The sequence below is a fragment of the Nonlabens sp. genome, assembly GCF_051251825.1.
GTDB lineage: Bacteria > Bacteroidota > Bacteroidia > Flavobacteriales > Flavobacteriaceae > Nonlabens.
Genome location: NZ_JBPOGG010000009.1, coordinates 49,746 through 71,503 on the forward strand (window position 1 = coordinate 49,746; position 21,758 = coordinate 71,503).

General features: G+C 36.5%; 20 protein-coding genes. 5 read left to right on the plus strand and 15 right to left on the minus strand.

From position 1 onward, the window contains the following. Positions 1-199: 199 nt before the first annotated feature. The 14 genes from ACSHWW_RS11135 to ACSHWW_RS11200 form a co-directional block, all read right to left on the minus strand. A complete protein-coding gene (locus ACSHWW_RS11135) occupies positions 200-2,239 on the minus strand; it encodes a right-handed parallel beta-helix repeat-containing protein (RefSeq protein WP_435682535.1) in 2,040 nt (679 codons plus the stop codon). Between the two features lie 294 nt (positions 2,240-2,533). Further along, the gene (locus ACSHWW_RS11140) at positions 2,534-2,905 is read right to left on the minus strand and encodes a hypothetical protein (protein ID WP_435682536.1); all 372 of its coding nucleotides are present in this window, start codon (positions 2,903-2,905) and stop codon (positions 2,534-2,536) included. After that, positions 2,883-4,385, minus strand: coding sequence for a PIN domain-containing protein (locus ACSHWW_RS11145; RefSeq protein WP_435682537.1), 1,503 nt, complete (start codon positions 4,383-4,385; stop codon positions 2,883-2,885). Before ACSHWW_RS11145 ends, ACSHWW_RS11140 begins: the two co-directional genes overlap by 23 nt. Beyond that, entirely contained in the window at positions 4,382-4,906 is a 525-nt protein-coding gene (locus tag ACSHWW_RS11150) for an ATP-binding protein (RefSeq protein ID WP_435682538.1), read from the minus strand. The genes ACSHWW_RS11145 and ACSHWW_RS11150 overlap by 4 nt, the downstream gene beginning before the upstream one ends. 255 nt (positions 4,907-5,161) lie before the next feature. Further along, positions 5,162-5,815: an SLATT domain-containing protein gene (locus tag ACSHWW_RS11155; RefSeq protein ID WP_435682539.1), complete on the minus strand. Its 654-nt coding sequence runs from the start codon at positions 5,813-5,815 to the stop codon at positions 5,162-5,164. Positions 5,816-6,095: 280 nt separating this feature from the next. Further along, a complete protein-coding gene (locus ACSHWW_RS11160) occupies positions 6,096-6,881 on the minus strand; it encodes an anti-sigma factor (protein WP_435682540.1) in 786 nt (261 codons plus the stop codon). Next, positions 6,878-7,417 carry an RNA polymerase sigma factor gene (locus ACSHWW_RS11165; RefSeq protein WP_435682541.1) on the minus strand — a complete coding sequence of 180 codons (540 nt, stop codon included), beginning with the start codon at positions 7,415-7,417 and terminating at the stop codon, positions 6,878-6,880. Before ACSHWW_RS11165 ends, ACSHWW_RS11160 begins: the two co-directional genes overlap by 4 nt. 81 nt (positions 7,418-7,498) lie before the next feature. After that, a complete protein-coding gene (locus tag ACSHWW_RS11170; protein WP_435682542.1) occupies positions 7,499-8,128 on the minus strand; it encodes a superoxide dismutase family protein in 630 nt (209 codons plus the stop codon). A 45-nt stretch (positions 8,129-8,173) separates the two neighbouring features. Continuing rightward, positions 8,174-8,662, minus strand: coding sequence for a YdeI/OmpD-associated family protein (locus ACSHWW_RS11175; RefSeq protein ID WP_435682543.1), 489 nt, complete (start codon positions 8,660-8,662; stop codon positions 8,174-8,176). Positions 8,663-9,403: 741 nt separating this feature from the next. Further along, entirely contained in the window at positions 9,404-10,618 is a 1,215-nt protein-coding gene (locus ACSHWW_RS11180; protein WP_435682544.1) for a bifunctional alpha/beta hydrolase/OsmC family protein, read from the minus strand. A gap of 772 nt (positions 10,619-11,390) precedes the next feature. Further along, positions 11,391-14,525, minus strand: coding sequence for a WD40/YVTN/BNR-like repeat-containing protein (locus ACSHWW_RS11185; RefSeq protein WP_435682545.1), 3,135 nt, complete (start codon positions 14,523-14,525; stop codon positions 11,391-11,393). Between the two features lie 300 nt (positions 14,526-14,825). Beyond that, the gene (locus ACSHWW_RS11190) at positions 14,826-15,392 is read right to left on the minus strand and encodes a hypothetical protein (RefSeq protein WP_435682546.1); all 567 of its coding nucleotides are present in this window, start codon (positions 15,390-15,392) and stop codon (positions 14,826-14,828) included. An 11-nt stretch (positions 15,393-15,403) separates the two neighbouring features. Then, positions 15,404-15,976: an RDD family protein gene (locus tag ACSHWW_RS11195; RefSeq protein WP_435682547.1), complete on the minus strand. Its 573-nt coding sequence runs from the start codon at positions 15,974-15,976 to the stop codon at positions 15,404-15,406. A gap of 1 nt (position 15,977) precedes the next feature. Continuing rightward, complete coding sequence (locus tag ACSHWW_RS11200) at positions 15,978-17,429, minus strand: S41 family peptidase (protein ID WP_435682548.1); 1,452 nt, start codon at positions 17,427-17,429, stop codon at positions 15,978-15,980. Positions 17,430-17,692: 263 nt separating this feature from the next. On the opposite strand from ACSHWW_RS11200, the gene ACSHWW_RS11205 reads away from it, so the two are divergent. From ACSHWW_RS11205 to ychF, 5 genes are all read left to right on the plus strand, one after another. Further along, positions 17,693-18,202, plus strand: a complete 510-nt coding sequence (locus ACSHWW_RS11205; protein WP_435682549.1) for an RNA polymerase sigma factor — start codon at positions 17,693-17,695, stop codon at positions 18,200-18,202. Next, positions 18,199-18,666 (plus strand): hypothetical protein, encoded by a 468-nt coding sequence (locus tag ACSHWW_RS11210; protein ID WP_435682550.1) that lies wholly within the window; start codon positions 18,199-18,201, stop codon positions 18,664-18,666. Before ACSHWW_RS11205 ends, ACSHWW_RS11210 begins: the two co-directional genes overlap by 4 nt. 33 nt (positions 18,667-18,699) lie before the next feature. Continuing rightward, a complete protein-coding gene (locus tag ACSHWW_RS11215) occupies positions 18,700-19,221 on the plus strand; it encodes a DUF4252 domain-containing protein (protein WP_435682551.1) in 522 nt (173 codons plus the stop codon). Between the two features lie 74 nt (positions 19,222-19,295). Next, a complete protein-coding gene (locus ACSHWW_RS11220) occupies positions 19,296-19,949 on the plus strand; it encodes a DUF4252 domain-containing protein (protein WP_435682552.1) in 654 nt (217 codons plus the stop codon). Positions 19,950-20,131: 182 nt separating this feature from the next. After that, positions 20,132-21,226: a redox-regulated ATPase YchF gene (gene ychF, locus ACSHWW_RS11225; protein ID WP_435682553.1), complete on the plus strand. Its 1,095-nt coding sequence runs from the start codon at positions 20,132-20,134 to the stop codon at positions 21,224-21,226. A 249-nt stretch (positions 21,227-21,475) separates the two neighbouring features. Here ychF and ACSHWW_RS11230 read toward each other — a convergent pair whose 3' ends face one another. Further along, positions 21,476-21,706: a VF530 family DNA-binding protein gene (locus ACSHWW_RS11230; protein ID WP_435682554.1), complete on the minus strand. Its 231-nt coding sequence runs from the start codon at positions 21,704-21,706 to the stop codon at positions 21,476-21,478. Positions 21,707-21,758: the final 52 nt, after the last annotated feature.

The following is a 21,758-nucleotide window of genomic DNA, read 5'->3' on the forward strand; positions in this document are numbered from 1 at the left end:
CTGCCTGCCGGCAAAGGCAGGTCGAGAACAGTTTTAAACACTATAAACACAGGTATTGAGTAAGTAAGTAATAATCACCGAGTACAGAAATAATTATCGTTGTGCATGAGCTTCGGTAATTGACTTTGGGGAAAGTCATTTTGGTTGGTTAGTTGGGAATCCCGATTTGTGTAATGCAAGTCGGGTTTCTTTTTGAATATTATTTTTCTATCAAACCTATTTGTTCAAATGGAATAGGTTCAAATGCTATGTTCCTGCGCACTTTGCCTATTTCATTTGGAGAAGATGCTATTCTAGCCACTTTCATTTTTCTAATCCTTCTTCTAATTTTAATGTTGTCTTCAAAAATTACTTCTCGTGGTTTATTCTTCGTGACTTTTTTTGATCTTATAAAAATATTATTCTCAATTGTATTCTTGTTCATATCATCATTCATTCTCTGAAGATTCGGATATTGAGAAATATAAAGTGATTTGTTTTGCTCAAAGAACTCTAGCGTTTTCTTATTGTAATACATCCATTTATCATAAGTCCATGGAGTAAAAGAGATTCCTATCTCACATTCTCTGAATAAGTTATTATATATGTCATTGTCTTTACCACCGTGGATTTGAATTGCTCCAAAGGTTCCGTGAGAGGCATTTTTAAAAACATTTGAATAGACCTGATTTCCAGAAATGGCGTCATCAAATCTTATTCCAGCTCTACCGTGTTTTGAATCAATTTTATCTTGATTGTAAGGTCCTATATCATGAATGTAATTGTACCTGAATATATTACCTCTATACGTAGGATCACCCCACATATCTATAGCTCCTTGATCATCAGACTCGGTGACTACGTTGTACATCTCATTATATTCTATAAGGTGATCGTTACCATTGATACGCATGGCGCTACTGGCAACATCATGGATTTTACAATTTCTAATTTCAGTTCCTACGCCATCTACCCATATTCCAGGCGTATAAGTATGATCGATACGTGCTAGATGATGAATATGACAATTTTCAATTACAAAATGCGCTTTTTCAAGCGTAACTCGATCACCGCCCGAAACTCTTATGCCGCCACGTCCCATATCTTCAATCGTGCAAGAGGAAATTAAATTATGACTACCGCCATTCATAAGAATTCCATCGCCGGCGCAACCTTTAATAGTACTATTTATAATTTGAACCTGATGACAGTTTTCAAGCGCTATTCCATGTCCAGCGGTATGTTGGAATTGAATTCCTTTAAATGTAATGTAAGAAGCATTTTGAATGCTAAGTAAAGGCGTTTTACAAACAGATAATTCTAAGGAAGCATCTATTACATTTTCTAGCGGATAGAAATAGATGTTCTTACTTATATAATCATAAGCCCATTCTCCAGGCTCATCAATTTCTGAGATGACATTATAAGCCGCAAAAGGCATGTTTTTACTGAAATTGTAATGATTGTATGGTGGCTTGAGCCATATGGTTTTATTTATAGGATCTATAGATTCAACACTTTCATAAGCGTCTGCCCAGAGGTATTTCCAGTAACCGTGTAATAAGATGTTAGGCTCATTTGTCCAGCGTGAAATGTGGTCATTTTTATAAACGATTCCTATTCTTTCTTCATTATTGATGGACTTTTTAACCACATCGCTAAACTCAGTAAAGGAATTATTAGGCCATCTAGAAAGTTGCATGGACTTGCCATTAAAGAAGAGTTCTTGTAACGTAAACGGAATAAGTTCTTCTTCACCTCTAAAACCAGATAATTGAATCTCTTTAAATTCTGTTATATCGGTTTTTGTTAAATCAAACTTGATGATTTTATCACCTATTACAGGATCTTGCTGAAACAATTCATGCTGTGGTGATAGTTGGTCATAATTAGTGAGTTCTATAGCACCAGAGATAATCACCTTATCATTTTGATAATTTTGATAGACAATAGGAGATATTGCCGTTCCTGAGTTTTTCTTATTTAAAATAACTCCAGTTTTTAAACGATAAGTTCCTTTATGCAGCAATACACGCACCGTATCGCGAGTTTGTGAACTCCTTTTAAGGTCGTTCACTAACTTGGCAGCTTGTTCTATAGTCGCCACTGGTTTGCTTAGCGTTCCTTCGTTCCCATCATTTCCCGTAGGAGCCACATGAATTTCTTGAGCATGAATATACATGCCACAGAATAATAATAAAAATAGGAGTAAAGCGGTCTTTTTACTTTTCAATAGAATTCTATAAGCTGTTAAAGTCATTGTTGCTGTTTTTCTAGACTTTAAAGATAACGGAATTGAGGAAGTTGTTTTTAAAGGATCTTTTGTAAACAAAAAAAGGCTCCAGAATCAAATCGTTGAATCTGTGAGCCTTGGGTAATTGTGTTTTTAATTAATGGAGAGGTTGTGTTGGTTTTGTCTTTGTTCTTTTTAAAACAGGCATTTGCCATCGCAAAATCAAGACTATTTTATGATAATGAATATAGTAGTGTACTTGTAAGAAATTAAGTGAAATTCACTTGTTTTTTTCTACAGTTCTTTGTTGTGCAACGTACTTTATCTCAAGTAAGCAAATGACTGTGGAGGATGCAATCCGAAACTTTCCTTTATGCAGAGTTCTGTTTCATATTTTTTTGGATTTTTAACTTTTATTGCATAACCATTTTCTTTACCAATAAAATATTGCATATAATAATCTTCAGTAATTCCAGAAAATTTAGAAGTTTGATTCCACAATAATTCTAATTCTTCGTGGAAAATTCTATCAATTTCAAATTCGCCTATTACCTTACTTATTGGTGCAGATGCATAAACAATAATCATTTTAATTTCTTTGTTTTTAAACAAGGTTCGTCGAAATTCAAACTTTTTCGTTCCATTAAAAATCTTGTTTGCAAATTCAGGTTTAATTGATAATATAACTTTCATTAGCTCTTGCTTCTTTTAATATTTGTTCAAATTTCGCATCACTTATTTGTTCAAAACCTCGTGGTGCATCTTGTATAATATTTAATTCCCTCAATCTCTTTAGGTTAACTTTTGGCATTGGGAATGAGTCAATGTATAAAAAATTAACGATAAAAGGCCTATTGTTTTTTCTGTAATTCCAAAATTCTTTTAATCCTGCATCATTAAAGACACTTCTCTTTCGGCAGAGTTCGATAAAATGATTTTCATCTCGAATATTGGTTATGACATTTTCTACAACTCCAATAGTTGAGATAACTCCAGCGTAATGACCACCTGTTCTATAGAAAAGCAACAAATCTCCACCGTTTAAATTTCTATTGTAAGAACGTGATATATAGACCTTTTTAATTGCATTTCGATAAGGCTCATTTTCAGTAAAATCTTGTGGTGATTCGTTATTAAGAATTGAATCGGGAAATAGTTCAGTATGGTATTGTGGATATATCGGAACAATCCATTTAGTTGTATTTTTTGATACAGCTGGAAATGTTAGTTTTGGTTGTTGCAAGTTAGGTGCTGGTTTACATTCTCTAACAAAAACTTGCTCAATACCGTTGTCGGTTGTTTTGGTTCCCCAATGTATAAATCCCCAATCTTCTAGTAAATAAATAAGTCTTAATTGTTCATCCCTTTTATTGAAAATAGTTACATAGATTTCTTCTACATCATATTGTAGTGCATTATCAAAAATTACTTTCAGAAATCTTTCTCCTAATTTGTACCCAGTTGATGTAACTTTGAAAGTTCCGATTTTTAGCCTTTTCTTTTGAGGAAATGACGGTTCTATGTCATTGTAAATTTCATTGGTATCTTCCTGTTTTAAATATAAGAATGCTTTTACATCTCCATCTGTTACACATACATACGAAATGTTATCAGCTTTTTTATTGAACCATTTTCCAAACTCGACGTAGTCTTGTTTGAATGAATCAAAGAAAACGTCATTGAGATTGATGTTCCCAAAGTACTCTTTCTTTACTGCTAATACTTGATAATTTTTTAATTCAGGATTTTCTGCAATACATTTCTCTAAAAAAGCATCGATTTTGAAAACCTTTTCTGAACAACCTAAAAAGTTAGCTTTTCTATGAATTCCTCTGTCTTCGGTTATTAGAAAGTCAACACGATTATTATATACCTCATTTAATATACTCGTGTCTATGAAATCGTTACGTGATTTATCTGATTGGCGAATTTGCGTTATTAATTGGTCATCGGCCGATTCCGTTTTTAATAGATTGTAGTTGGCAATCTTAATTTTCATAGTTTTAACTACATCTTCATCTTGATACCCAGAAATTTCTTCAATTGAAAGTGGATGAACGCATTTATCAAATTTTAATTTATCAAGCCAATTGAAAAGTAGCCCTATATCTTCGTTGAAAACACGATTTGCCTCACGATGAATTATTATGTTTGTGTCAATAAGTATTCTCATAATGTTTCTAAATATTCAAAAATTGAAGTTGTGTCTCCGTCGATAACTGTAAATAAGGGTATATCTAATTTTTGTGAAATGTATTTGGCGTGTTCGATTTCCATTAATTGCATTTTTTCAAGAACATCTAACTTGTAAGTCGAGTTGTCTCTTTTCTTTAATCTTTCAAAGATTAACTTAGGTTCGCAGGTTAGTAAAATTATTGATTTTGGTTGGATTCCAATAAATGCAGATTCATCAATTTTTTCAGGCTCTCCGTTTGAGTTTAATAGTGTAAAATGACCGTCAAGTAAATACGTCTTATTCGGCTCTATTATTTTACCTAAATTGTTTAGTAATCTATTTTGTGTTGTCTTGAAATCTTGAACCTTTTTATTATTTAAATCACTCATCTCATCCCATTTAAGAACTTGACTTGCCGATAAGTGTTTAAAATTGAATTTTTGTTTTAATTTTTCGCAAACAGTTCCTTTTCCAACTGCGTGAATTCCGCCGACAAATATTATTTTCCTGTCATTCATAGTGTTGGTTCAGTATGTTGCACAACGGTTTTGTAAATGGCTCATAGCGTGTAAATTAGCGATTATTTTCGGATGAACACAAGCCGAATTTTTAAATTTTACTTATTTTCTTTTTTCTCAATAAGCCAAATTTAAAAATTTGGCGACTTTGCAAAAGTGCCTGAAACATTGGGTTAAGCACCAATTGTCCTATTGTTTTTATAGGTTGTTGCCACACCTTTTTCTGCGTTCAGTTTTTCAATTCCGCCGAATTCTTTAAGCAATCTTTGTAATCACAAAGTATAAAATTATTCCTGGAATTAACATCATAGTCAAATAAATCAACCTAGTGTTTATGAAATACATAAATTGTGTCCAAATCCAATCGTACCATTTGACGTCATAATAATCAGGAAATCTTATTCTAAATTTTTTATTGTCAATTGGGTCGTGATTTTCATATCTACGAAGTATATTTTGGTATTCTTTCTGAAGGTTTTTGCAAAATTCCAGTTTATCTGTTTTTGAAGCATCTTTTTCGTATGATTTATAGTTTTGAAGTTCATTATATAAATCAGCTAAATCCAAAGCGCAGTCGTGAAAATTTTTCGCTTTCACAGGATAATTCTGTGCATTTTCCAATAATGAAAAAACCAAAACTAAAATTGATAAAGCCGTAATCGTAAATGCTATCACATTCGCATCAATCGCATTTGGATTATACAAATTATATACAGATACTAATCCAAAGATTATTAAGTATGCAGAAAGGAAACTAATGCTCAAAGTGGAATATTTCGCAATCGTTTTTAATCGACTGTCCGCAGTAAATCGAGTTCCTTTAGTTGACCAAATTTTATGTTTTAATTCTTCAAGGAAATCTTTATCTAAATGTTCCTTTCCTTTTCCTTTCTCAAAACTTTTAGTCATTCGAAATGTTTTTTTTAAATGTGTGGCAACTAGTATATAAGCAATTTACCACATTAATATCGATTTATCCTACATTAAGATTATGATTAAGAACTTCTCCTCACAAATAAAACCACCGCAACAGCATAGGTGCTAGCTCTACAACATTTCATTACCGCGAGGTCTTTGGAATTATCTTTTGGCGAAAGCTAAATATTAAAAACACTTTTTAAACTTCTCGTAAACAAAAAATCAGCTCTTTTTTAAGAGCTGATTTTATCAATTATAAAAAGGTATGTTGTTATCCTTTATCCAGTACACCAAGTGTGTATAAACGTTCCATAGTAGGAGTAGCGGCTCCACCGGTTTCTTCTAGAGTAATTCCAAAGGCTTCGGTATCAAACGCGTTGTTGATCTTGATTAACTGGTTGTAGGATTCCTTATCTGTAGGTAAGGTTCCTAAACTGGTAGGTGTTAATGGATCGAGCGTGAGTGACCATAGTTGATAGACCATGTTCTCTGGAACTTCTGGTAATCCTTTAATATCTACATAGGTAACGTTTTGCTCGTTATTATAGAACGCTACGGCATTACTGCTTTCAAATCCAGCCTGTCCACCTAAGTTTACTTTTACGGTGGCAGGATCTGCCAGTACGTCTAGGGTAGAGGCGTATTGCGTATTAAGAGATTCTATTTGTTCGTTTTCGGTTTCTAAGAATTCTTTTTGCTGCTCGGTTTGAACGAGTTGATCTTGAGCATTATTATTTGCATTAAATAAATATCCAGAGGCAATTAATAGCAATCCAGCGGCTGCCCAACCTATGATAGGACTCCATGAGCTGCGTGTGTTATTATTCTTATTTGCGCCTATAATCGCTTCTAGTCGATCATAAGTTTTATCATCGTGCGCTGGTGCTAGTCCAGCGGCAAGTCGTTGATAAGCATTTTCTATGCTTATGATTTCTTCCAGCACCTGTGGATGCTGTTTTGAAATCGCAGCTATTTCTTGAGCTCTTGTTGCTGGTAAAGCACCACAAACATAGAGTTCTAGATCACCGCTTTCTATAAGTTGTTGAATGTCCATCATTCTCCCATTACATTACGTAGTTCGCTTACACATTTTCTGTGTCGAGTTTTGAGCGTGCCTTCTGGTATGTTCAGTTCTGCTGCACCATCTTTAAAAGTAAATCCTTTAAAGAATATCAAGTCTATTATTTTAATACAGGTAGGCTTTAATTTGTTCACCCATTTCATAATTCCTAGACTATCGGTTTCCACTTCCATTTCATCAGTAGCATCCTCTGGGATATGTACGAAGTAATCGCGACTTAGGTTTTTCAAACTGTTTTTATGTGCTTTGGATCTTAAATGATCAATAGCGGCATTACGCGAAATGTTCAATGCCCAAGTGAAAAAGCGGCCTTGCTTCACGTCATAAGAGCTGGAGTTATTCCAAATCTTCATAAAAACATCTTGCAGAACTTCCTCTGCAATGGCATTATCTTTTACGACAGCATAGATGACACCTCGTAATGCTTCATTATATCTTTCATAAACACGAGAAAAAGCGGTCTCGCTGCCTTCTTGCATTCTTAATATTAATAAATCGGGTTGGTTACTCATAGGTTTATTTAAATCTGAGGTTAAGATGCAAAAAATCCGCGAGTTTCCACGCGGATTTTAAATTTTTCAATGTTAAAGTTATTATTCAATAACTCCACAAGCTACTCGTGCGCCAGCAGCACCACTAGGCTGAGAAGCAAAATCGTCTGCACTAGCGTGAACGATAAATGCTTTACCCATTACGTTGCGCGTCTCGTCATCACATCCTATACACCATTTGTCTGTACTGAATGTTAAGGTTGCTCCACCAGCATCGTTTGCTACTAGATTTCCTATATCACCCATGTGGTGATCGTGATCGCCCCATTTTCCGTGATCTTCGGTTGTAGGGTTCCAGTGACCACCAGCGCTCTTACCGTCATCGCTAGAACAATCTCCATTTTCATGGATATGTATCGCATGTTCTCCAGCAGTAAGACCTGTTAAGGATACGACCATGTTGACCTCTTTTTCGCCTTGAGTTAATATAATCGTACCAGCTACATCGCTACCACTTTTAGATCCCATAGCAACCATCACTTCTTTTCCTACCATCATGTCGCCGTCGTGATCATGATGATCATCATCGTGTCCACCATCGTCATCGCCGCCATCATCGTCATAAGACATCTCGCTGGTTACTTCTTTTACTTCTTCTTTAGTTGATTCTTTACAAGAGTTCAATCCTGTCATTAATCCTAGTGCCAAAATGGCTAGTGTTATTTTTTTCATGGTTGTAAATTTTGATTAAAAGTAAGCAACTTGTTTAGATTTTTATCATAAGAGTTTCTCAAATTTCATAGGATCGTGATTCCCTATTTTGAGATTTTCCATGGCGTTTAAAGCTAGGTCCACACGTTTTTGAGAACTATTTGCTCGATAAACCATAAAGATAATGTTGCGTTGTTTTCCTGGAAGTAAAGATTCAAAGATTTCATAAGCCTCATAATCACTGAGTAAAACGGCTTCTAGTTCCTCAGTCATGGGAGCTTGATATTTACTGGTGTCTTCACACATAGAAATAGATAGCTGGTCACCTTCGGTAACTTCGAGTTTTTTTTGGTTGGCCTTAGAAAACATCATTTGAGCAACACCGTGTTTTTTACCTACTGCGGCATATAGCGTCAATTCATTCTTGCTCGATGTGATGGTCGCCACGACTCGCTTGATTTTATCTTGAGCGATTTGTGCCGCAATATCCTCAGGAATAAGAATCGCACCGCTGAATCCGTTGTGTCCTAAAGTAGTTGTGAATGTGAAGGTCATTAATTAAAGTCTGTCAATCTGCGCTCGATGCAGAATTTGTTAGGTAGGGAAAGTTAAGGAAATTTTGATTTCAATCGGCAGTAGGCAGGTTGATTTTAGGAAAGCTGCGCTTCCTAAAATGTGAGTAGGCAGTGGTTTGTTTTTTGAGTTTTTCATTGTGAGTGAGACTTAGTCGAGCTTGGCAATCTGTTTATCTTATTCTCAAATGCAGATTACTTCGTCGTTGCTCTCCTCGTAATGACTGTTTTAAAGTTTTAATTTTATGTCAAGTGAGCAAAAAATCTCACCCTTTAGGGTTGGGGAAAGGATTTTGGTTTAAAACAACTTATCGTATTTCAACCTTTCCGACCAAATTTCCGTAAACTCCAATTTGCCCACCTTTCCTTTTCTAAGGAAAGGAGCTTTTTTTTAAGTATGGTGATAAAAGCTCCTCGCCTAAGATCCTGCATCCGACGAGCGAAGTTTACGTAGCGAGAGGAATGCACAGGACAGATTCAATTTTGACATGTCAAGAATTGAATCAGGAGTGGTTGAAAACACGATTGATTTTTCAAACGACTTTTCGTTTATCAACCTATCCGTCTTCCGACTATGTCGGAATCCACCTTTCCTCTCCCAGAAATTTGTGAGAATAAATTATCAAGGATCTGAAAGGAGCTTTTTTTTGTATTCTAATAAACTCACAAACTCACCAACTCAAAGACTCAAAGCTCACAGCTCACAAACTCACAGACTAAAAAACTAATCCACCAACTTAGTAATGACTTGCGTCTCGCTGTGTAGCGTTCTGTGGACTGGGCATTTGTCGGCAATGAGTAGTACTCGTTTTAATTGTTTTTCGTCCAGGTTGCTGGTGATTTTAATTTCGCGTGTAAAAGTGTCTATTTTTGCAGTATCGTCATCGCAATTTTCACAATCTGCTGCGTGTTGTTTATCATAATTCACGTGACATTCTACGTTTTTGATGTCCCATTTTTTACGTCGGGCATACATTTGAATGGTCATTACTGTACAAGCTGCTAGACCGCTAGAAAGCAAATCATATGGTGTAGGACCAAAATCGTTGCCACCTATACTCGTAGGCTCGTCTGCGGTAAAGTAGTGATTTCCTGCCTTCATTTGTGTGGTAAATAATGTCTCTTGATCCAGACTTGCGACCACATTATGTGTTGAATTTAGAGCAGTTTCTTTTTCAACATCTAGATATCGCGATGACCATCCAGCAATCACTTCACCTACATAAATGGAATCTTTTTTATTCATCAACAAATGGTCTGCACCGTCTAGACTTACAAAACTCTTAGGGTGAATGGCCGCGTGGTATAATTTCTCAGCATGCTGAATTCCCACAGTATCATCTTGTGGAGAGTGCATGATAAGTACCGGTTTGCGCAGTTCTTTTAAGGTTTTGGTCACCATTTGCTCGTTGAGATCTTTGAGCAATTGCTCTTTGATTTTGAACGGTCTGCCGCTTAATTGTACGGTAGCTTCTCCGTTTTCTACGATGGCATTGAGTTGGTCTCCAAATAAATGTCTTACATGTTTAGTATCACTCGGTGCACCTATGGTAGCAACTGCTTTTATGGAGCTCGCTTTCGCGGAAGCGTATATCACAGCCGCACCACCTAAACTATGACCTACCAGTAGAGTAGGAGCTTTATAGTGTTCTTTTAAATAGTCAATAGCGGCCAATAAATCATCTACATTTCCAGAGAAATTAGTGTCGGCAAAATCACCGTCGCTGTCACCTAAACCCGTGAAGTCAAAACGCAACACACCAAAACCAGCACTAGTCATGGCACGTGTAATATTCTTAGTCGCGCCGAAGTTCTTACTGCACGTAAAACAATGCGCAAATACAGCATAATTATGTGGTAATCGGTCTGCTGGTAATTCTAAACGACCGCTCAGTTCATAACCAGCAGCGTTTTTAAAATTGATTTTCTCGAAGTTCATGGGTTTTTATTTGGTTCCTACAATTTACAACATCGCTCTGTATTAAAGACTATGGGCGGGAAATATGGGTAAGGAAAAAGGAAATTTATTCCTCAGTCTCAATCTCAGTCCACAGTCTGCAGTCACAGTTTTCAGTCTGCAGCTCAGTAGGCAGTAGGCAGGTCGCACAGTCGCTTCGCTCTTTTAGCGGGAAGTAGGCAATTTTTAAGCTGAATACTTATATGAAATTGAACACGATGACTGCCTACTTACATTTTAAGTTGCGGAGCAAACTTAAAATCAACCTGCCTACTGCCTACTTTTACGAGAAACGAAACCTTTCATTGATCTTAAAACGTGAAGTTCTAGTATCAACCGACAATTGAATGTCACCTCAATTTTTAGGCGTTGTTTTAAGTTTTCCGAAGTGATTTGGGTAGGGATATCGGTTCTGAACCATCAGTCGTGATCCAACCTTTCCGACCAAATTTCCGTAAACTCCAATTTGCCCACCTTTCCTTTTCTAAGGAAAGGAGTTTTTTTTTAACTCTAATGATAAAAAGCTCCTCGCCTTAGATAAGGCGAGGACAGATTCAATTTTGACATGTCAAGAATTGAATCAGGAGTGGTTGAAAACACGATTGATTTTTCAAATGACTTATCGTTTATCAACCTATCCGACCAAAATTACGCTAAGCTACATTTTGCCCACCTTTCCTTATCTAAGGAAAGGAGCTTTCCTAATTTCTAATAAACTCAAAAACTCAACGACTCATCAACTCAAAAACTAATTTCATTCCCACAAATCAATCGTTACTTCTTTCATTTCTACAACAAAAGGATCCCAGTTTTTAGTAAGCCATTGTTGAGATTCTAGGACTTTCTTTTCGGCTAGGTTTTTAGCTTGGTTGTACAATTGAGTTTCTGTAGCGGTTTGTGGTCCTTGACGGCTGCTTATGTACTGATTAGCCAGTCCTATGCGATTCATAACAGTCACTTCAGGATTGCGAGTGATTCCCTGACGCTTATCTGGCGTACCGAAATATTTATGCTGCTCTTTCTCTAGGCCTTTAATGATGGAGTCGGTTTTTTTAATTTGAGCTTTATAGGCTTTTTTATCCTTGTCTTTCATCATTTTTAAGAAGGTTTCGGCTTTCTTTTTATTTTCTGCTAGTTGTTCTGTTATTCCAGAGACCATGGTAGAAAGTCCTTCTAATTTCTTTTGAGCCTCATAGCGTTCTTTTAAATCGGCCGTGGTGATCTCGCTAATTCTAGGATCGTCTTTAATGGTGATGTTTGTTTCACTTGTCGTGTTTCCATAATGTAATACGGCTCTGTAAGTTCCTGGAAGAACTTGAACGCCACTAGGTTCTCTCTTTGATGTATTGATACCGCGTGAAGGTCTGTCAGCTCCTTTTTCACGCATTCTCCAGCTCCAAGTGTGGACTCCTTTTTCTTTAGGAATCTTATTAGAAAGTGTACGTATCAATCGGTCGTCATCATAGATTTTCATAAAAATAGAATCGGACTTGATGGTGTCATTTTTAGCCTTTAAGTCTTTGTCAAAAAAGTATTTGAATTTTGCACCACTGCTTCGGTTTTCTCCATGGAACATCGCATCGGCACCAAATCTACTTCCAGTAGGTTGCTGATAACGAGCAAAGTATGCAGTAGGTGGATTGTATAATTGGATCGCTTTCCCTTCGACAGGCTCAGGGCGGCGCGCGAAAGCAACAAAAGGAGCTAAGTCATCTAAAACCCAAGCCGCACGGCCAAAAGTACCTATCACTAAGTCGTTTTCACGTTCTTGAATCACTAAATCTTTCACAGAAACTGTAGGGAAACCATTTGTATATTTCACCCAATCGACACCTGCGTTAATGCTCACATAGAGTCCATCATCTGTTCCTAAGAACATTAAGTTATCCTCTAGAGGATGCTCGATAATACTCAAAGCGTAGCTCTCCACATCATCTTTATCAACGATGCGTGTCCAGCTTTTACCATAGTTAGTGGTGCGATATGCGTACGGTTCAAAATTGAATCTGCGGTAATCGTTTGCTACGAGTAGAGCCGTTCCTTTTTTAGTTTTGGAAGCTTTTATTTGTGCAATCCAGCTGCCTTTAGGTAGTCCTTTTAAACCATTTGAAACATCATCCCAACTGTCACCACCATTTTTAGAGACATGTACACGACCATCATCAGATCCAGTGTAAATTACTCCAGGCTCTGTGGAACTAGGTTCTATAACTAGTAAAGTGGTATGATTCTCAGCTCCAGTAGCATCCATGGTTAATCCGCCAGATTCTGATTGTTTTTGTTTCTCTGGATCGTTAGTAGTCAAATCTGGAGAAATCACTTCCCAAGTGAGTCCTTTATCTGTAGATTTATGAACAAACTGACTACCGAAGTATAGGGTTGAATTATCAAACGGATCGATGTTAATAGCTGCATTCCAGTTGAATCGTAGTTTTACATCAGGATCTGAATGTGTAGGGCGCACGCTGTAATTATTACCCGTTTGCCAGTCATAACGACTCACAAATCCTTGCTGACTCATAGAATAACCGAAACGATTATCATCTGGATCTGGAACAACGTCAAATCCATCTCCAAAGCTGATTTCCTGCCAGTAACTGTTTCTTATACCTTGAGCACGCCATGAATACGCTGGTCCACGCCAGCTGCCGTTATCTTGCATTCCACCATAAACATTATACGGAATTTCATTATCTACATTAATATGATAGAATTGTGCGACCGGTAAGTTCCCTATAAATCTCCATGTTTTCCCACGGTCACGAGTGATGTTGAGTCCACCATCATTACCGTCGATCATGAACTTTCCATTTTTAGGATGGATGTACCAGGCATGATGATCTGGATGCACACCATTACTCACTCCATAAGCTGGCATGAGCTGTTTAAAGTTTTTCCCGCCATCTTCAGAAACATTTACGTAAGTGAAAACAGAATATACCCGATTCTCGTTTTGAGAATCTACGTAGATTTCAGAATAATAGAATGGTCGGTTTCCTATGTCGCTTTTATCGTTGATTTTTTTCCACTTGAATCCGCCATCTGTGGATTTATAAAGGGCGTTTTTCTTTGCCTCTACGAGTGCATAAACTATGTTAGGTTCGCTAGGAGCAATGGCAATTCCTATACGTCCTAGTTCGCCTTTAGGTAATCCTTCTTCATCGGTTATTTTTTTCCAGTTTTCACCACCATCATGTGTCATGTATAATCCAGAACCTTCTCCTCCAGATTTAAAGAACCAAGGATCACGTTTGTGTTCCCACATGGCAGCAATCAATTTATTAGGATTAGTAGGATCCATTACAAGATCTGCAGCACCAGACTTATCGTTGGTATAAAGAATTTTTTTCCAGGTTTTACCACCATCAGTAGTTTTAAAAACACCACGTTCAGGATGAATTCCCCATGGTGAACCTATTGCTGCGGCATAAACCACATCAGGATTAGTAGGATCTATAACGACTCTATGAATGTTACGTGTTTTTTCCAGTCCCATGGATTTCCACGATTTTCCTCCATCGAGTGATTTATAAATACCGTATCCACCATTCAACGAGTTACGTGGATTTCCTTCTCCGGTTCCTACCCAAACCACACTAGGATTAGACTGTTGAATTGCTACGGCACCAACAGATGCGGTTACTTCGTCTTCAAAAATAGGATCCCAAGTGATTCCACCGTTGATAGATTTCCACAATCCGCCACTGGCAGTTCCTGCATAGATAATCTCTGGATTATCGTGAACTACATCTATAGAAGTCACACGACCCGACATACCACCAGGACCGATATTACGCGGTTTTAAGTTTTTAACGAGTTCTAAATCAAGTTTTTGAGAGAATGCTATGCTCGATATTAAGCAAAGGCAGAGGAGAAGTAATCTTTTCATAGTCAATAAAAGTTGGACTATAAAGATAAGTAATGAAACCGCTTTCGCGAAAGCGTGTTGATAAAGGCTTATAAATTGATGAGAAGCTGTTAGATACTAGGTTGTTGGGTTCTTGGGTTTTTTATGAAACGTGATTAATTTTAATGCAATTGCGCGAACATCCCTCTAAATCTCCCTTCTAAGGGAGACTTTTAGATAGAGATATGATAGTTTATAAGTTTATAACAGCTCCTTCCTTTGAAAGAAAGTTGGGATGGATGTATATCGTTGTTTAGTACAAGTCTTAAATGCTTTCTATTTTTAATTGCTAAATACATTAAATACACCAATCATAATTCCCCAAGCTAATCCGTTCACTCCTAATACTAGTCCAACAATTGAAACAAAACGTTCCCAAGAACTTATCGTTTGTTTGATACGTACTTTTAAGTGACTTGTATCACTGTCGTTTTGTAATAATCTACCGATGGGAAGCATTGATTGATTTACTTTCAATCCTGTATGATTTGTAAGTTGTAACGTATAACGACCTGCTTCTTTGATTCTGAATTTATAAAATTCAATTCCATAGATACCTTTTTTTCTGAAAGTATAATTTGGAAAACTAGTATTTAAACGTACACTTACGTTGTTCCTATTATATATCATAGCGTTAAAAGTCCCGTCATTTGATACATGCTTAGCGCCAATAAAACAGAAGGAATATAAACCAATAGTTTTAAATTCTAACTCATGCTTAATTGAATCGAGAGGAAATTCTATAATAGTTTTACACCTGTAAGATTTAATTAAATATTTAATTGAATAATACAGCATTACCAAACTCATAAGCCCAATACCGATAAATAGAAGTTGCAAAGAAGTCAATTGTTTAATTTTTAAATGTTTGTTTTTTCCTCTATCACCTTAGTTTTTGAAAATATATCGTGAAATCCATCTTTCATAAATAAATAGGAAAGGGCTTCTAATGGTATAAAACGACAAGCTGTTCTCATTAGAATCTCACTTAAATCTGGTTTTTCATTCTTTTCAGACACGACTATAGTTCCGGTTATTATTTTACCTAATGTCTTATCCCAAATTGCTTCTTGAATCACATAATAAGCAAACATTAATAATCCTATCCAAAACTTCTTATAATTATTCCAATTACGTTCTATACTTAGTGAACCAAAGCTTTCTAACGCTAATTCGATAAGAATTAGGAGCAATACGATTATGAAAGAATCAAATAAGTAATTTATAAATCTCAATTTATTACTCGCTCTATGATCAACTATTTTCTCAATTTTAGAAAGTCTGTGATACGCATCACGGTCGTTGACATACAGATAAACATCTAATCCACGTTGCTCTGCGATGCGTTGTGCTTGTTCAATTTCTTGTAAAGAATGAGATTCCTTATCATCAGTGATGATGTTGAGGATTTCTAGGTCGGTTAATGAATTCAATTTATTTGCTAATCAAATAATCGCTCAATTCCATTTCTTTCCACATCTCATTGTATAGTGGTTGTAGAGCATTACTACCACTAAATTCCTCCAGCCTCAAACTCGATTTTTGAATGCTGCCAGGTCTTCCATTAGTCATGATATCTTGTAAACAAGCGGCAAGTAGTGGCTCATTTACATCTCCTAGAATTCCTAAATTGCTGTAATCTTCTTGAAGAGCAATATCTGGAGCTAGTCCATTGAAGTAATCTGTAAAGCCGGCGTTATTGATACTTTTAAGAACTAGTGGTTGCAGTGCGTAACGGTGCGCTGGATTTGCTCCAGATCTACCAAAGTTAGAACTATCATACAAAGTAATACTTGCCTGGAATTTTCCAGCGGTATCATCACCTACTTGAATCACGTCTACATAAGGTTCTAGCGCTGCAATGACTAATTCACTTGCACTGGCGCTGCTACCTGTGGTAATCACGTGGACTTTAGAAAGTCCTAATGTATTCAATGTGCTACCTGCGTTTGTACTCGTTTTAAAGAAATTAGTTAATCGATCAGGTTGTGAGTTTTGTAAAGCTGCCTGAACGTCTGGATTCCATTCTTCGGTAGAGAAGACGTCGCTGGTAGGTTGTCCAGAGATGAGACTTCCTAAAATAATCGATGTATTTACTGATCCACCACCATTGTATCTTAAATCAAGCACTAAATGAGTCACTCCAGCCGCTTGAAAAACTCCAAAAGCATTGTTCAATTCTTCATCAAAGTTTGCCGTAAAGCTGTTATACATCAAGTAACCTATTTTTTGAGCACCTTGATCAATGATTTCGGTTTTAAAAACTGGATTCTCTGTAAGTGATGATTTATCAAGTGTGATAGTCATACCATTTCCCGTAGCAACACCAGCATTCAAATCTGCCAGGCCTATGGTATAAGAGTTAGGCGCTAGCAATACTCTAAAGTTATCTCGAGTCAGTTGTATTCCATCAACCTCGTTGAAGATCATGCCACGTTCTACATTTTGAGCACTTGCACTAGAATTAGGCAATACATAGCGTACATAACCCCAAACATTAGTCGCACTTCCAGATTCACCTACCAGACCGAATTCCATACCGTTGTTCAAAGTCGTCCCAGCAAATAGTTGTTCGAGTGCTACGTAATCATTTACGATTACACTAAAACGATCAGTAAAAGGTCTGTCAAAAACGAGTGATTCAAAGAATTCCTCTGGAGTATCATAAACGCTATGGAAATCCTCTAGTTCCTCAACAGTCGCAAATCGATCGTTTGCTAGCTCAGGAACATCTGGTTTGTATAAATAAAAGGCCTGCATTCCTCTGTAAACAAAGTTCTTAACCGATGTGGAAGAAGCAAACGAGTCGTCGTTATCCTTAAAACAACTTACGGTTACCAGTGCTGTGAGACATAGAATTATTAAACTTTTATAGGATTTTATCATGGTGTATAATTGTAGGGATTAAAAATAGGAAAAAGCCATTACTATAAGGACGATTCCTTTTTTCTTTTATCAAATATAAGGTGCGACTATCACATTTATATAACGTAGAAATTATGAGAATAGTTTGAGATGTTGAGGATACGCTTTCGCGAAAGCGTAATCCCAAAGCCCACCATTTCTATAAAAAAGCATATTTATTAAAAAAATTATAACATCTTGTAACATTAAAATAGCATGCTCGTCATGATAATAGAACCAACACAATGAACCAACAAGAATTCATAGCTGTTTTTAAAGAAGTACAACACAAAATGTACTTTTTATCAAAACGCTTGCTGACCTCACATGAAGAGGCAGCAGACGCTGTGCAGGAAGTAATGGTAAAATTGTGGACCAAGCGCGACACGCTGGAAGAAGTAAAGAACAAAGAAGCCTATGCCATGCAAATGGTAAAAAACTTCTCACTGGATCGCTTAAAGAGCAAGCAAGCGAGTCATTTAAGAATAGTTCACAGTAACTATGAAGATGATCATCGCAACGCTCAAGAAGAAATGGAACGTGAGGCAAAAGTCACTATGGTACAGAATGTGATTAATACCTTACCAGAGCAATATAAAATGGTATTGCAGCTGCGAGACATACAGCAATATGACTATGAAGCCATAGAACGTATTATGGACATGAAGTCCACCGCGGTAAGAGTAACATTAAGCAGAGCACGTAAAATGCTCAAAGAAAAAATAGAAGAACAGTATCAAATAGAAATCGCATGAATGCACTATTAAACAAATATTGGGAAGGACAAACGAGTCTGGAAGAAGAGCAGCAGCTCAAGGATTACTTCAATAGTAATGAAGTAGCACCAGAGCATGAAGTGTATCGCAGTATTTTCAACACTTTTGAGCTGGAAAATGAACTGGAAAAAGGACTAGAGTTTGACGCATTTGCAAAGATGTCTCCAGTAGAAAAGCCTGTAGATCGTAGTATGATAAAAGTACTTAAAGGTTTAGGTATTGCTGCAGGATTTGCCGCTGTGATCGCATTAGGTTCTACATATATAGGAGTAGAAAAGACTGAAACTAATCTAGGAACTTATGACGATCCTAAAGAAGCATACTACGCAACCGTTGAGGCGTTACAACTGGTCTCTACTAAATTTAATAATGGACGTAGCAACTTACAACCTCTAGAAGAAATTAATAATCAGACAGAAAAAGTCTTTAAAACAATTAAATAATAATAAAAACAAGAATCTCTTAAATACAAAAAAATGAAAAAGTTAATTTACATAACAGCCTTTTTACTTACTAGTGGAATCGCTATGGCACAAAATTTTAGTGCACTTGATAATCTTAAAAACACGTCAGAGACTGTCGTTACTAGTGAGATGTTTGGCCTTATCGCAAACATAGAAATAGACAGTGATGATAAAGAATTCAATGATATTAAAAAGATCATAGATAATCTTACAGAACTACGTGTTTATGCTACAGATAATCCTACCAGTGCAGCGACTTTAAACTCGTTTGCTACTAAGTACATCTCTAGTAATAACCTAGTGAAATTAATGCACGTTAAAGAAGATGGACAAATGTTTACCTTCCACATGCGCAAAGGTAGCTCTGACAAGAAAGTACGTAATCTAGTTATGCTTATTAATGATACAGACGGTGATGATAAAGACACTGTGTTCTTAATCATCTCTGGAGATATAGATTTAAAACAAATTTCTAAGCTTACTAAAATGCTTAACGTCCCAGGACAAAAGCAAATTGAAGACGCTACTAAGTAGTCAATCATAAAAAACTAACCAAGTGGTTAACCTTCACTTGGTTTTTTATTTAATAACCATTAAAACTTACCATTATGAATAATATAATAATAAGAGTACTCACCTTAGGTATAGGAATAATTTTATTCTTTACCTCATGTAGTTCAGACCCTAGTTTACAGCAATATTTTGTGGATAGTCAGGAAAAGGACGGATTTGTAACCACGACCATTCCTAAAGGAATTCTAGGACTAGACGTATCTGGAATGAGTGCCGCTTCTCAAGAGGCTTATAATTCTATAGATAAAGTAAACGTGTTGTATTATCCTATTGATAAGAACAATATGGCAGCTTTTGAAAAAGAACAAGCTCAATTAAGCGCAATTCTCAAAAATCAAGATTTTAAAACCCTAATGACGCACAAGTCTGATGGTGTAAATATGCGTTTTCTCTATGACGGGTCTGATGATAGTATCGATGAGATGATCGTTTATGGATCTTCTCCAGAAATGGGATTAGGTGTTGCAAGAGTTTTAGGCGACGATATGAAGCTGGGAGCAATTATGAAGATGATGGAAGAAGTGAAAGACGTGAACGTAGATAAGTCTGCGATGAGCGGTATTCTTAAAAGTATAGGAATAGAAACTAACGAAGATGGAGTGGTAGATGAGGCAGCTATGAAGAGAATTCTAGCGTCCAAAGGTATCGACACTACTGATATCAATGTAGATATGAATAGTAAGGAGTAATCGTTACTCATCATTATATAAAAACCGCTGCAGTTTTCTGTAGCGGTTTTTCTGTTTAAAACAGCCCATTTTTATGCGTGACAATTTGCAAGAATCGGTTTATATTTGCACGCCTTTTGGGATGGTGATGATTTGAATAATCACGCTTTCGCGAAAGCGAATAACAACAAACAATACAACACATGAAAGCAGGAATAGTAGGATTACCTAACGTGGGAAAATCTACCCTTTTTAACTGTCTGTCTAATGCCAAAGCGCAAAGTGCTAACTTTCCGTTTTGTACTATAGAACCTAACGTAGGAGTGGTAAACGTACCAGATCCTAGATTGAAAAAACTTGAAGAGTTAGTAAATCCTGAGCGAGTGATTCCGGCAACTGTAGAAATCGTAGATATCGCAGGACTTGTAAAAGGAGCCAGTAAAGGTGAAGGATTAGGAAATCAGTTTCTAGGAAACATACGTGAGACTGATGCTATTATTCACGTGTTACGTTGTTTTGATAACGATAATATCATTCACGTAGATGGGAAAATAGATCCTATCAACGATAAAGAAACTATAGATATTGAGTTGCAATTAAAAGACCTTGAAACAGTTGATAAAAAACTGGAAAAGGTAAAACGTGCTGCTCGTACCGGTAATAAAGAAGCTCAAAAAGAAGAAGAAGCTTTAATGAAAGTTAAAGACGCTCTTGAGGCTGGAAAATCGGTAAGAACTATTGATTTTGAAGAGACTATTCACGAGGAATTCATCAAGCCATTACAGTTTATTACAGATAAGCCAGTAATGTACTTATGTAACGTTGATGACGCATCGGCAGTTACTGGGAATGCTTATGTAGATCAAGTACGTGAAATGGTAAAGGATGAGAATGCTGAAGTACTTGTACTAGCTGTAGGAACTGAGGCAGACATTGCAGAACTGGACGATTATGAAGAACGCGAAATGTTCCTCGCAGACATAGGTCTGGAAGAAGCAGGAAGTGCAAAGTTGATACGCAGTGCTTACAAGTTATTGAATCAGCAAACATATTTTACGGCTGGTGTTAAAGAAGTAAGAGCCTGGACCGTTAAAATAGGAGCGACTGGACCACAAGCTGCTGGAGTAATCCATACAGACTTTGAAAAAGGATTTATACGTGCTGAGGTTATTAAGTATGATACTTACGTAGAATACGGCTCTGAAGCAAAAGTTAAAGAAGCCGGAAAACTTAAAATAGAAGGTAAAGAATACATCGTTCAAGATGGTGATGTGATGCATTTCTTGTTTAATGTATAAACTTTAGAACTCGAACTCGAACTTGAACTAGAACTAGAACTTAAATTCGAACTTGAAACTTGAAATTTTTGAAACCGAATCTGCTGTGAAGTGGATTCGGTTTTTTGTTGTTTAAAAGTGAAGTGGTAATACCTGCAGTTTCTGCATCAAGTATGGAAAATCATTTATTTATAAATCTAGAGATTTAAGATTTGCATTTTTTTAAATCTGAACCTACCAATTATAGTTAATGAGTAGTGTTGTTTTTCTTTATTCTTCCTCATCAGGTGCACAAGTCTCCACCCAAAGCGCTTCTACCTTATCACGAGCCCATTGCGTGCGTCTCAAGAACTTTAAACTAGATTTAATCGTAGGATTTGTATTGAACGAGTTGATTCTTATACGATCGCCCAGCTCATCCCAGCCAAATTTCTCAACGAGATCTTCAACGATTTGTGCGAGTTTGATTCCGTGTAATGGGTTGTTGGGTTGTGTGCTCAAATTATTTTTATTATAATGTCTATTCTTAAATCAATTGACTGAGTGATAAATT